10 protein-coding genes are annotated in these 13471 nt (G+C 41.3%); 2 read left to right on the top strand and 8 right to left on the bottom strand.

All coding sequences use genetic code 11. The annotated features are described in order from the left end of the window. The first annotated feature begins 190 nt into the window (after positions 1-190). Positions 191-1510, top strand: coding sequence for an MATE family efflux transporter (locus tag EDD59_RS17120; protein ID WP_165920995.1), 1320 nt, complete (start codon positions 191-193; stop codon positions 1508-1510). Between the two features lie 232 nt (positions 1511-1742). Then, positions 1743-3029 carry a site-specific integrase gene (locus EDD59_RS17115; RefSeq protein ID WP_132384108.1) on the top strand — a complete coding sequence of 429 codons (1287 nt, stop codon included), beginning with the start codon at positions 1743-1745 and terminating at the stop codon, positions 3027-3029. Between the two features lie 371 nt (positions 3030-3400). Here EDD59_RS17115 and EDD59_RS17110 read toward each other — a convergent pair whose 3' ends face one another. The 8 genes from EDD59_RS17110 to EDD59_RS17075 form a co-directional block, all read right to left on the bottom strand. Then, on the bottom strand, positions 3401-4399 hold the full coding sequence (locus EDD59_RS17110) for a hypothetical protein (protein ID WP_132384106.1): 999 nt from the start codon (positions 4397-4399) through the stop codon (positions 3401-3403). A gap of 172 nt (positions 4400-4571) precedes the next feature. Then, entirely contained in the window at positions 4572-6608 is a 2037-nt protein-coding gene (locus tag EDD59_RS17105; protein ID WP_165920994.1) for an RNA-directed DNA polymerase, read from the bottom strand. 184 nt (positions 6609-6792) lie between these two features. Then, the gene (locus EDD59_RS17100) at positions 6793-8220 is read right to left on the bottom strand and encodes a reverse transcriptase domain-containing protein (protein WP_165920993.1); all 1428 of its coding nucleotides are present in this window, start codon (positions 8218-8220) and stop codon (positions 6793-6795) included. Positions 8221-8560: 340 nt separating this feature from the next. Then, positions 8561-10078, bottom strand: coding sequence for a hypothetical protein (locus tag EDD59_RS17095; RefSeq protein WP_132384100.1), 1518 nt, complete (start codon positions 10076-10078; stop codon positions 8561-8563). 176 nt (positions 10079-10254) lie between these two features. Continuing rightward, complete coding sequence (locus tag EDD59_RS17090) at positions 10255-10422, bottom strand: helix-turn-helix domain-containing protein (protein ID WP_132384098.1); 168 nt, start codon at positions 10420-10422, stop codon at positions 10255-10257. Between the two features lie 174 nt (positions 10423-10596). After that, positions 10597-12246: a recombinase family protein gene (locus EDD59_RS17085; RefSeq protein WP_132384096.1), complete on the bottom strand. Its 1650-nt coding sequence runs from the start codon at positions 12244-12246 to the stop codon at positions 10597-10599. A gap of 5 nt (positions 12247-12251) precedes the next feature. Continuing rightward, positions 12252-13025 carry a recombinase family protein gene (locus tag EDD59_RS17080; RefSeq protein WP_243117479.1) on the bottom strand — a complete coding sequence of 258 codons (774 nt, stop codon included), beginning with the start codon at positions 13023-13025 and terminating at the stop codon, positions 12252-12254. 74 nt (positions 13026-13099) lie between these two features. Beyond that, positions 13100-13378 carry a hypothetical protein gene (locus EDD59_RS17075; protein WP_243117478.1) on the bottom strand — a complete coding sequence of 93 codons (279 nt, stop codon included), beginning with the start codon at positions 13376-13378 and terminating at the stop codon, positions 13100-13102. Positions 13379-13471: the final 93 nt, after the last annotated feature.

The raw sequence follows: 13471 nt of genomic DNA, 5'->3' as shown, positions 1-13471 counted from the left end.
CTCTTATTTTTTCGAATGTTTATTAAGTGTACCCTTTTTTAGAAAAACATAGCAAAATCTTTTTCAATTTAGTCTTGACATATCACCAGAATGCTGTTTATTTTACTACAAGCCCGCTTGACATTCAAGTAGCTTTAACGTTTATAATTTACTTGTAAACATTAAAGTGATTGGAGTGTTTGGAATGTCTATGAAGAAAAATTTTCTAAAGTATGTAATTCCATCAATGATAGCATCTTTGGTTACAGGAATTTATACGAGCATTGATGGCTTATTTGTCGGCCGGTCCGTGGGGGATGCCGGGATTGCCAGTATCAGTATCGCTTGGCCTCTTGCCGCAATCATTTTAGCTATTGGAACAGGTATCGGCATGGGCGGCGCTGTGAATATGTCCAACCACATGGGCGCTGAAGAAAAAAGGGAAGCAGGCAAGGCACTGGGAAATACATTCACGCTGATGCTGATCGCCTCGGCAGTTCTTACGGTTTTCATACTGATTTGCGCAAAACCCATTCTTCGGTTCTTGGGAGCGGAAGGGCAGGTTTTGGAATTTGCCTATGGATATGTCCGGGTATTGGGTATGGGTAGTGTTCTGCAAGTTCTTGGTGCAGGAGTAACACCTCTGTTACGCAATCAAAATAAAGCGTGGATAGCAATGGTTTTAATGATGACAAATTTTGTGATGGATACGGTTCTAAGCGGCGTTTTCGTTCTGGTTTTGGGATATGGCGTTACCGGGGCGGCTTTAGCCACCTTGATCGGCCAATTCATAGCATTGGTTCCTTCTCTTTTTATATTGTTCAAAAAAGAAAACCGTGTACCGATCTCAAACTATTATTTGAAACGAAAAACAGTACAGAACATTCTCAAAATAGCCGCATCCCCATTTGCCCTGTCCTTGCTTCCCGCTCTCACCATAGCTATGATAAATTGGCGGGCTTTTGCCTATGGCGGAACAGTAGCACTTGCGGCATATGCCGTTGTTTCCTATATGCTGAGTGTTGGTCAACTTCTCCTTCAAGGAGTTTGTGATGGAAGTCAGCCTTTAATCAGCTTCTATCACGGTGCTAACAACGCTCACTCGGTTAAGCAATTAAAAAGGTGGACGTACTATACTTCCATTACCACAGGCATTGTTATAACAATTGGAATCATTGCACTTCGCAATGTAATTCCAACATGGTTTAACGTTTCTGCTGAAACAGCAGGGGTTCTGCTCTTTGCATTTCCTCTTTGCGCTTTATCTCTGCCATTCTATGCTTTTTCAAGGTCGACGTCAGCTTACTTTTATGCAATCAAAAAAGCACGGAGAGCTTCTATTATGGTATATTGTGAGGCACTTATCGTTTTACCTATTTGCATATTCATCTTACCCATGTTCTTAAAACTTAATGGGGTATGGACTGCCTTAACAGTTGTGCAGGTTATTTTGTCATTGGGAGCAATAGTCTTCTTAAAATGGCACAAGAGCTGGACACATTTTCTAAGCCATCCCACAGAGAATGTATAAAAACTATAACAAGCCGCCGTTTCCAATAGGATTTCGGAGGATGTAATAAAGTCACCTTTTTTAAGGACACGGCGGTATCAAGGAGGTGCCACCGTGTTTTTTCGTTACCGACATAATCTGACATACTTTTACTTGTCAAAAAAGCCTATATCCATATACGGGATACTTCGACCGCCAACATGAATACACACATCACCCTATAATTGTTAAACCATACAGTGGGGGTTAAGCTATGGCAATATCAGCAAGAAAGGTACAGAACAAGCGTGACGGCAACGGTGTGTTGACAGGCAAGCCTGGTACCGTATATGACGTAAACATCAAGTACAATGCGCCGGAGGGCAAAAAGACCTACTCCAAAAAGGGCTTTGCCACCAAAAAAGAGGCAACACAACATGAAGCCGAAATGAAAACCAAACTTGCAAACCCTGTCTACACTCCTATTGTTGCTTCACAGGGAAAACAAACTGTAAAAGAGTATTTGGAGGAATGGGTGGAAAACCACGGAAAGGCAAATTTGCGGTCAAGTACCTTTGCGGGCTATAAAAGCCACATTAAAAACCATATTCTGCCGTATATCGGTCATGTGCAGCTGAACCAATTAACCCCGGCAATGCTTGATAATATGTTTCAACAGCTTTTTGAAAAAGGGCTATCTAACAGTACCGTCCGTTATGCACAGCGCATTTTAAGCGTATCAATGGAACACGCCCGGAAATACCACTATATTGAAAATAACCCTGCCCGTGATATTATTACAAAGTTCGGAAAGCAAGGCAAACCCCCCGACCCGTATACCACCCCGCAAATGCAAAAATTTATGAGCCGTGTAATAGGTACAGAATGGGAAATACCCGTTGTTCTTGCCGGATTGTACGGTCTGCGTATGAATGAGATTATCGGTTTACGGACGAACAATATTAACCTTGAAAAAATGCAATTCGGTGTCGTTGAGCAAATGCCTTTCAAAATACCACCCGGAACAAAAACTATAACGGAAATGGCACCGACAAAATCCAATGACCGCATTTTGCCTATCACAGAAGAAACGCTCCCATATTTCCTGCGGCAATTTGAGCTGATTGAAAAACAAAAGGATTTGATTGTTGCTGGTGGCGGCGAATACTATGACAACAAGCTATTGATTGCAAAACCGGACGGTTCACCTTATAGGCGGGATAGAATGTCCGCAAACTTTGGGCAGCTTATCCGGCATCTTGAAATGCCGCATATTCTTTTTCATGATTTACGGCATACGGCGGCAACAAATATGCACCAACTGACAGGCGGCTTTTACACAGTAGGCGAGATACTGGGACATACCTTAAAAGGTATCGGTATGTCACTTGGTATTTCGACTAACCTTGAAGCGGTTACAGCGCAGTATGTTGATGTGCGGCTTGAACGGAAGAAAACGGTGCTTGAAACTTATCACAAGGCATTAGAACCACGAAAGCCCGACATAGAAAAAGAAGCACCGAAACAGGACAAGAAAAAAAGTAGCGAAATGGAGCTATGACGGAAATATCTTTTTATAGCTCTATGCTGCTTTTTATATGTTTTTAGGGGTTCCGGGCACCATTAGGGCACCACACCATACATTTTTTGTGTATGTGATGTATATGGAATTGTGCAGCGGGCACCACAAATCAGGGCACCACGGCACCATTTCAGCCGCTTTCAGCAAAAACGGGCACCATAAAAAGGCAAAAATTAACCCGCGTAAACCCTTGATTTACGCGGGATTGCTTTTGTGTCATTAGGTCAAAATAGATGCACTCCAAAATCAGAAAACAAAAATCTCTCATAATAAACATAATGAGCAATTCGGCAAAAACAATTTTCAACTAAACACAGATTTAAGAATCACTTTAATTAAACTGTTCTTTCTTAATAATAATGTAACGGATAGTTCTTCCCTTTCGGAGTCTGGATTTCTTCGAGTAATACATCTCTCAAAACATCTCTAATTTCATCCCATGTCATGTCTTTGTGAAAGCCTTTACTACAGTCTGGTGTTACATTAAGCTGAACTGTAGCGAAAACAGTTTCACAACTTCGTCTTGGGAACATTCCCAAATATGAGCTAAAGAAGTCATTTGTATACCGGTAATGGTGTGAATATATAAATTTATCCCACTTTTTCAAAATTTCATCTTCGCTAATTATGTCAATAACTGAAACCTCTTCAAGTTGACGCTTATCTAAATCACCCCAGGCTTTTTTGAGTAGTCTTACCGCCTCACCATCACTGGACGGAGCACTATATCCGTAAATCGTCAGCATATAAGAATTTTCAATTATGTATTCAGTTGCATTCCAACAGCCCTTAATATATTCATTATTTGTGTAATTCTTATACTTAACAGGAAACAAAAGCTTTGTCGGAGGCAAGGGTTTTCTGCAGATAGGACATAGGGCATCTATTGTGCCAAACTCTCTATGCTTCGTACAGTATCCAACCCCTACATTACCATGTAAACAGAGGATGTGCGGCAAATTGTCTGTGAGTTTATGACATCTTACATAAGCTTGTAGCAGTAACGGATCCCAGTTGAATGTTGCAATCACATCCTTATCTGTTAAGCTCAAAACGAGATAATCATATATGGTCGGATAGTCAGGAAGTTCCAGTCCTGAAAAATAATTATAAAGAGCCCATTCCAACTGAGACACAGCTTCTTGGCACTCTGGTCTTGAATACAGCTCTGAATATATGTCTTCAAGATTGTCGCTTTTAGTATTCAATATAATGCCATTTAGAATGTCTTCTAAATGCAGTTTTTCGATTAATCCATTCATAACAGATGACTTATTTCCGTTTTTATCCCCATTGGGAATAGCCGCAATTGTCGCGCCTGCTCCTAAAATTATTGTATGAGCTCTCATGTAATACTCCTAACTTTGCCTAATCTCGACGATTTCTACAACCCGCTGCTAATCATAAACATTAAACGAAATTCTATAATACTGATATCTGCTGATTTTAGGTACGGTTATGACGTTTAAAAGCATTCATTTATTTTTTAAGCTGTTATTACCTTAATTATCTGCATTTAAGCTAGTCAATGCTTGTAAATAAATTATTGCGATTGCTTCTGTATTTCTTAAAAATCGTTCTCTGAAATGTACGATAAGTTATCTGCTGAGATATACTCCTGTTTTCATTCCAATCATAAAAGCTCTCAAGTGGCTTGTTCCCTCCCGAAGATTGTTGGCACAAAAAGTCACATATCAAATCTGTTGCTGTCCCTGTATGAATGGTGTTCCCATTGCTCATTTGTGCACGTGCCTGCGTGTGAATACTTGAAATGACATCATTTATTTTTGAAATTGTGTTGCTACTGATATAGGGGCAATTATGATATACAAGGATGTACCAAAACTCAGTTTGCATCATATATTCATCAGACGACAGCTTTGACACTTCTCTGTCAATAATCATATCAACCTTGGTTTTTATTTCCTCGCAGAAGGGCTGGTAATACTTTGAATACAGCAAAAGATTTGCCCATGTAATGGGGTTGTTGTCTGCTTCCGCTTTTTTTATTATTTCAGTCTCTGTAAAAGCATCCAGTGAAATATGATATTCTGCAAAAAAAGGTAACCAATCGGTTATGTCGGGGAGGTTCCCACGTTGAAAAATAAAAGAGTACCGTTGGATGACATTTTTCAGCCTATCATTTTCCTTGCTATTCTCCTGAATAAAGTTGATCTCATCATTCATATAAGAAATCATAGAAATAAGTTTTCGCGTTGAATCAAAAGTTGGAGAAAAAGCATACATAAAAAACGCTAAATCAATCAACAATAAAGCTTTGTTCGCTTTTTCATTTGCAAACAGACGAAATCCATCCTTAACTTTGCTTATGTTGTTTAATAAAGCGGAAAGCAAAAATGATACTATTGTTCGTCGGTTGTCCTGAAAATCATTCATTAAAGTAATGAACTCATCTTTAATCCTGTCAACAGGAAAATAATCGCTCTTTATGAGATGTTTTTCTTCATCTGGCAGTTCATCATACTCGTGTTTGCTTATCTTTTCAAAAAACCCATCTATTTTATCAGCAAGGATTCGCGTTCTTTCAAGCCAACGCTTAGGTAATGGTGGTGTTAATCCTGTGGTTAGTTTAAGTTCATTTAAGTGAAGCAAGTAATGATTTCCAATTAGTTGAAAAGCTTTTATAATTCTATTGATATTTTCCTGGGAATCGGCAAAAACAAATATATCATCGACATATCTAAACACTCTATAATTTCGACCGTGTTCCATCCCTTGGCTTAAAAGAAAAAGTTTAACTTCTGTATCTACTTGTTGTAGCATCACTTCGGCAATCATTCTGGAAAATTCCGGACCAACTACTAATCCATTCGACTGTCGGCCATTAATATTCTGCAAAATGCGGTCAATGGTAATAAAGAGGTTTGAATTCTTAGCATCTTTCGAGTCTATAACATTTCTTTCGATAATCCATTTATAAACATGGGAGTAGATACTGTCAAAGCATGACTTATAATCCATCTGAGCATAGTATCTATATTCAAAATTTGACATACGCCATATTCGCGAATCGGCAAACGAATTTATTGACTCAAACATTGCAATTTTAAAAAATTTGCCTGTTTGCTGAACAGCTGCTTTACCTATTCTTCGGCGAACATCTAAAGAAAAGTATTGAATTGCTTTCTTAGAACGTGATTTATAGTATAAGTCAGAACTTTTCTTATGATACCTGATAGAAAAGCAATGGTGTTTATCTAAAAAATTTAAAATGTCTTTTTGATAGCATTCCATGAAAAAATAAATATTCAGGGCGGCAAGCGGTTGTATTATGCTCATCTCGCGTAAAGAATCATTCCCTTTAAGAATGTTATACTTGAACGGAACAGTTGCCCAAGCCCCTTGAAACATAACTCCTGTTGCCTTTGCCTGAACTGCCTTAAGGTTCTCAGCGAGTTGATGTAGCTTCTTTTGTTGCTCCTTTTGCATCAAAAAATCATAAAATGGACGAAAGGAAAACAGCTCCGAAAGCTCAACCGGGAGTAAATCCGTTAATATGTAATCGAGCTTATCACGCTCTAAACCTTTCCAACCCATTGATTTTTCCTCCATAATCTACTATAATCTATTTAAGCAAGTCGAATTCACTTGCAGTGCGGGGTAACTCGTACACACATCATCGGCGCATTGCACGACCGCTTTGGCGGCACGACATAGCGTTTAGTACATAGCTAAGGCTTAATGTACCGGGGCGGCAAGGGCAACCTTGCCGCTTCGTTATTTAGTAACCTACTTTTACCTTTATCAGGTAATCTCTCGCTAAATTACCATAACCACGATTTTTCCCGTTAATATCAGTGAGACTTATTCCCACTTGGGAACACAGCTTTTTTAATGCCTGTTCTGAATATCCAATACGCTCGACAAACAAAAGAGTCTTGTTCTTTTTCATATTTTCAAATAGGTTATAACCACTTTTCCCTGAAGAACCTAACATGAAATACGGAAGCGTAGTGAAACCGGCATTATTGAACGCATTGGTTACCATATCTTTCAAGAAGTTTTTTGTGGTGCTATCAATCAAATCGGTTTCTAACAAATATCTAAGTTCTCCATAGTTACCGATAAAACCTTTTGTTTTCCATACTGTTTGACGGAATTTTCGGCTTTGGTATACTTCTCTCGAAGTAAATGCCGCAATTCTATGACGTAGAAGTTCGAGATTTTGATAATCTGGATTTGCAACACCATCTATCCGTTCCTCTGTGAACAGAGCAATAAGATGCTCCAGACGCTTTTTATATTTCTTTCGCTTGGCTTCGGTGATACCATATGTTAAAACAATGTCTTGGTTCTTCTTAGCATTTGGATTATGTCTAAATCGAAATTCATAACCTAAATAATCAACAGGCTGAACTGTATTTGGAATAGCCATTAACCCTCGATGGGTAACATGGATAAACTTTGAGTGATTGAATCGTGTCTTACATTTTGGTTTTGGCTTAATACTTTCATCGTGGTAAACAGATTTTAGAATGTCGTTCAAAATTCGGAGGCATTCTGCTTCTTCAATATGCTCATTAACAATAATTAAGGTATCGTCAATATAACGCTCGAAAAATAGAATACCTTTATCTGCGAATGCGAGCCTTACTGCTGAATCAAATTGCTCTGCAATTATTTCAGCTATTACATTTGATGTGCTAAATCCGGCATAGGCAAATCTTGTTTGCTTTGTAAATTTTTCAACCAGGTCTGCCTCGAATCTGTTCGATAATTTTGCCTTGATATATTTCTCAAATACATATTGAGCAGAAACCGAATTAAAGTAATCCTTAAAATCACACTTGATTATTGTAAAATCAGCCATTTGCTTAACAGCCTTTAGCGTATCGAACACCGAATGAACAGATTTATTACGATTTGGATACCGAATTCGGAATGTTCTGTCTAATATTTGCTTAATGCATTGGCACAATACGCTTTCTGCAGAATAGCAGTCAGTATATTGTTTTATATATCGCTTTTTACCGCCAGACTGCGTAAGAACTTGAGATGTTGAAGTGGCAAAATCATAAGTGCCAGAAGAAACAGCAGAGCGTACTGTCTCTGTGATTGCAGTAAGCTCATCGTCTGTTTTTCTCGGCTGAGTATCATCAAGAGCGGCTTGGTGTTTTACCGCTCTGACAACTTCGTCGTCAAAACGCATACAGTGCTTCTCCTTCATTCTTTTAAGATCCTGTTTTACATGATAGCTTTTTTTCTTCTGCTCAGAGTGGGTGCGGCAAGATAATTCAACAATCCTGCGACTCTTTTACTCGCAGTCGTTCTTTTAAATGGTACACCACACAGATATCTTGATAGTTATCTTCGTCCTTTAATACGCACTATTACTAAGCATGTAACTTCCCATTATTGCTAAACTTATTACCAACTAAGAATAGCACTTGCTAAACATAATAATAAACACAATACTCTTTCAATAACACTAACACTTAGATATAAGTTTAGTTGTTGCTTTTCTTCCAATCAAAGCTAACATTCAATCGTTACAAAATATTTGCAAAATATCCAGCATTGGTTCTGGAAAACACAACTTTCGATGGGAACACGTTTTCGCCCATATTTGCTAAACCAACTAAAGTCATCGCCCATTCAGATAACTCTCTTGGAATTCGATAGCATTTTACTTCGTCTTCTTCTACAATCGTAACTACTGGAATCATTTCTTTACTTAAGCCTACTGATAATACATGGAAGGTTTGGTGTCCGTTTTTTATTTCAAGCAAAGGTTGCCTATCAATGTCAAAGAAAACCTTTGCTCCTCGACGATTTATTACAAAACCATTAGATAAGTCAGTATCTGTAACAGCATCAATTGGCAAGGTCGGTATATGTCTGCCGTTTCTCATCTGTTTAAAATGTTCAGCAAGATGTTCACAACAATAAGCGTTGAAATACTCACCTTGCATATCAAGGTCTTTTTTTATATCTTCCACCGATTTAAAATGATTCATGAAACCTAAGAGAGCAATGAACACAATCAGATCATCCGAGTATGTTCCGGCAAACGCCTTATACCATGCCTTGTTCAATTCAATGGCCACTTGGTGCAATTTCTTGTAAAGGGCAAGCTGTCGCTCATTGACGATGAACCAGCTCTTATCGAGAATCTTCTTGTCTATCAGTTCTTCAGGCAAAGCATATTCCAGTGCGTTATGTAGTGCCTTAAGCAACTTTGAAATGATGCCTGCCAACATATCAGCCATACGAATTCCGCAGGAAGTCAATGAGTCTGCTTCGGAAATTGAGCATAAGCCCACTCGTTCAGCGGCTTTTCCCGTGTTGCTATTTTCACCTTCTTGGTCTATGGTAATCGAATAATCATGAATTCCTTTTTCATTGAGAAATTTTTTAAATCCCACGAAAGCAATATCATAATTCCAGTCAATTGTTTTAATCGTGGATACGTCGTCCAAGAGCAAGAGAATTTGGCTGAATTGCTCAATTTCCTTTTGCTTCAACGTTTTGTTTGCCTTATCTTTTTCGATTTGGCCTGTAAAGAAGTTTTTCAATAAGCCAATAAATTCACCTGTATTATTATACATCCCCGCCATAATATCGCTTGGCTGATATGAGACTATTGCCTTCGTGATGGAATATTTCATCGCATCCATATCCACGAGAAGGCTGTTTTCATAGTCCTCAAAAAGCTGATGAATGATGTATTCGATTTTGCTTGAGACAGCATAATAGACAAGGATTCTTTCATCAAACAGCGTCAAGAAATCCTCTAACAAGGAGAGGTTGTCAGCATTCAAGGAGGCAAAACCACTTTTTAGTTGACTTTGCTTAATAGTAGTGCTTTTTAGTTCGCCGTTTGACTTCCTGTGCTCATATTTAGACTCAAACACTGTGTATCTTTCATACAAGCCTGCCTGATTGTTGGACAGCCAGCCAACGACAACCGCAATAAAGCTGTCGAAGTAATTCTCCGCAGTAATGGTTTTGTGGTTGATTTTCCGACTATGCTCAGATTCATCATAATAGAAATTATATTTACTCATGAATTTGGCTCCTTCTGGTAACAAAGCGTACCCTGCCTAAGCAGGTGGGATATTCCCATAATTGCTAAGATCCGTTGTTGGACGAATTGCGTATAATTGCTATAATAAGTTCCAATTATCAATCCACTAAAATAGACTTACAATAAACTAAAAAATACTTAGTAATCATATAACAGCTACGTTTTTCTCCGACCATCCTTAGGCTTCACCGCATTCTTTGGTATTGCCCAAGTCACCCCAAACCGAACAGCGCCCGGTATTTTGCCCTGTGCGCAAAGCACCTGAACCCGGCGTGGAGTGATTGCCCATTTTCCCGCTGCTTCTTTTGCTGTCATATAGTCCATTAAAACTATCCTTTGCCGAATAAATATTGTATATATTATATATCGCAGCGACGAATAAAGCAATCAGATTCGTGTAAATTATGGAAATATTCACAGTATTATGGTGAAACGGATTGAAAAATAGCAGAAATTCTACCCAAAGAAAAATGCCGCCAGCATTTGTGGCGGCTTCTCTCATTCACCCGGCAGTTCCTGTTCCATTTCTGTATTTCCTTTAAAGGCAATCCGGATGCGGTCGGCAGATAAAACCTCAACCTTATCAATCACAGCCTTAACCACATCCTCCCGGTATTCTTTCAGGCTGAGATCGGTATGTTCCATCATGTAAAGCAATTCATGAATTCGGGCTTGTGTGTTTTGGGCGAGCATGGTCTGCTCTTGGTGTTCGCCAAGCTGCCCCTGCAACCCCTTTATCTCCGCTGCGATTTCCTCAAACTTGGCATCGAAGTAATCTGCACCGGTGCTGGACTTGGAGCTGAGTTCCACCAAATCCATCATCACGCTCTGCAGCTCGGCGATGCGGTTTTGGACAGCCGCTTCATTGAAGCTGTCATCATCCTGTGAACCGAGGGCCAGCCGCAGGCCTGCTTTGAGGGTTTCGATGACATCGGCCTTATCCGCATCCAGCCGGTTCAGGGAGGTGACGATCGCTTGGTGCAACCGACTTTCCTCAATGGTAGGGGATTCCTTGCAGTATTTCATGCCGTATTCCAAGCGGTTGATGCAGTGCCAGACCACCTTTTTCTTGCCGTTCCTCGCCCAAGTGACCCTGCGGTACTGCGTACCGCATTCACCGCAGCAGAGAAGCTCGGTCAGCGCATATTTGCTACTGTATTTTCCTCTTTCGGTTTTCACAGCTTTCTTGTCCACTTTTCGTTTCCCGGCTCTCCGGGCGATTTCCTCCTGCACGAGGTTGAATAAATCCTTTGAAATAATCGGCTCATGGTTTCCGGTTACATAATACTGCGGGATTTCACCGTTGTTTTTCCGGGTTTCCTTGGTCAGGCAGTCCACCACATAGGTTTTCTGCAGCAGGGCATCGCCGATGTAACGCTCATTTCGGAGCATATACTGCAGTACGCCAACCGACCATTCCTGCTTTCCAGTGGGAGAGAAGATGTTGTCTGCCTCCAGCGATTCCTTTATCTTTCGGACGCTGGCACCAGAGTAATAGCTCCTGAAAATCCGCTTGACAATTTCCGCTTCCTCCGGTACAACTTGGGGCTGACCGTCCTCACCTTTTTCGTAACCCAGCAGGCGGGAATATTGAAAGGGCACCTTTCCGCTTTTGAAGCTCTGGCGCTTGCCCCATGTGACATTTCGGCTGATGGACTCACTCTCAGCCTGTGCAAAGCCGCTGAGGAAGCACAGCGCCATTTCGCTGGCCATTTCCATCGTGTTGATGCCCTCTTTTTCAAAGATGATGGGAATGCCCTTTGCCTTGAGCTTTCGGATATATCCGATGGCATCCAGCGTGTTTCTGGAAAACCGGGAGACGGATTTGGTCAGCACCATGTCGACTTTGCCTTTTTCACACAGTGCCATGAGCTTGAGAAACTCGGTGCGCTTTTTGGCGCTGGTTCCGGTGATGCCCTCATCGGCAAAAATACCGGCAAGCTCCCAATCCTTGTTTTTGCTTATTTTCTCCGTATAATAAGCAATCTGCGCAGCGTAGCTGGACTGCTGTTCTTCCTGTTCGGTGCTGACCCGGCAGTAGGCCGCCACACGGAGCTTTCTCTTTCTGGCATTGGGCTTGGTTAAAAGAACATTGGCAGGGATCACATCGACCCTTTTCTGTATGGGTGCTATAGTCTGTGTTTGCATGGCGGTTACTCCTTTCCAATCAGTTTTCCGTTAATCATCCGCAGCCACAGGCTACCGTCCACATCAATGACCACCTGCTTGACCGTATCCTCAAAGAGCCGGACTGAGAAAGCATCCAGCGGCTGTTGTTGCTCGAATATCACCAGTAACCGGCGGGTTAAGTATACCGGCTCCGTATCAGCACAAGCTCCATATTTTGCGGCGGCACAGCCGAATATGAGTAACTTGATGTAGTCGCTGTCCACCTCGCTTTTTTCAATCTCCCGATTGATTTGGTTTTCCGTCCGGGCAACATCAAGAGAATAGTTCTCCCTGTGCGGTGAAGGAAGCTCCAGCAGGCTCGGATTGCTGATAATCACATTTAGTATTTCTGTTACACTCTCCAGCAGGGCTTGGTCGGTAATGCGCTTGGGTGTGATGCGCCCCTCGGCGGAGCAGCACCATGCTTCATAATTTTTGCTTCTGCCATCCCTTTTGTATTTGGCTCCACAAGCCCCACAAATCGCCTTACTGCGGATGCTGTCCAGTTCCTCGGATAAAGGCTCCACTTGGCTTTTCTGCCCGATCAGGGCGGCTACCGCATCGAACGTGTCGGCAGGGATAATCAGTGGGAAGTCATCATCGCCGCAGTAGCGAGAATTCTCCAGCATCCGCTTGACCCTATGCTTGTTCCAGTCGGTGCGGTTCTCCATATAGGGGACGCTTTTGGCAGTAAGCCGCTCGGCAATCCGGAGATAGGACATCCCGTCTTGGTAATCCTCAAAAACTTGCCGTACCACAGCGGCTTCCACTTCATGAATGCACAGCGTACCGTTTTGAATGTGATAACCGAAAGGAAGGTATCGGTTTTTCTTCATCGTCCGAACACCTCCTTTGGCAACTGCTCCGTAAAGGCAAACCCACCGATGAGGCAGAATTTCAGCTGATCCTGCTCGGTGACAACAATCTGATTGACAATACTGTGAAACAGAGTTTCGTCAAACCCTGTCAGGTACGGCGCTCCCTGTTCTATCAGCTCAACCAGCAGCCTGCATTCTGAAATCATCTCATCGTCCGCATCGCTTTCCAGCAATCTGCGGCGGTTGCGCTTCAGAAGGTCAAGCTGCTGGTTGATTTCATTGTTTTTCTGCATGAAAAAGTGCCTTTGGCACTTCAACTCCCCTGCCCCTCAATCTTGAGGGGTTAGGGCTTTTCTTTTGTACCTTTTCCCTTTATAATAACCTTA

This window comes from Muricomes intestini (assembly GCF_004346165.1).
In the GTDB taxonomy this organism is placed as follows: Bacteria; Bacillota; Clostridia; order Lachnospirales; family Lachnospiraceae; genus Muricomes; species Muricomes intestini.
This window is presented reverse-complemented; position numbering and strand designations above follow the sequence as displayed.

Coding starts and splice junctions, on each gene's coding strand:
- EDD59_RS17120 (WP_165920995.1), top strand. CDS start 191: ATGAAGAAAAATTTTCTAAAGTATGTAATTCCATCAATGATAGCATCT.
- EDD59_RS17115 (WP_132384108.1), top strand. CDS start 1,743: ATGGCAATATCAGCAAGAAAGGTACAGAACAAGCGTGACGGCAACGGT.
- EDD59_RS17110 (WP_132384106.1), bottom strand. CDS start 4,399: ATGAGAGCTCATACAATAATTTTAGGAGCAGGCGCGACAATTGCGGCT.
- EDD59_RS17105 (WP_165920994.1), bottom strand. CDS start 6,608: ATGGGTTGGAAAGGTTTAGAGCGTGATAAGCTCGATTACATATTAACG.
- EDD59_RS17100 (WP_165920993.1), bottom strand. CDS start 8,220: ATGCGTTTTGACGACGAAGTTGTCAGAGCGGTAAAACACCAAGCCGCT.
- EDD59_RS17095 (WP_132384100.1), bottom strand. CDS start 10,078: ATGAGTAAATATAATTTCTATTATGATGAATCTGAGCATAGTCGGAAA.
- EDD59_RS17090 (WP_132384098.1), bottom strand. CDS start 10,422: ATGGACTATATGACAGCAAAAGAAGCAGCGGGAAAATGGGCAATCACT.
- EDD59_RS17085 (WP_132384096.1), bottom strand. CDS start 12,246: ATGCAAACACAGACTATAGCACCCATACAGAAAAGGGTCGATGTGATC.
- EDD59_RS17075 (WP_243117478.1), bottom strand. CDS start 13,378: ATGCAGAAAAACAATGAAATCAACCAGCAGCTTGACCTTCTGAAGCGC.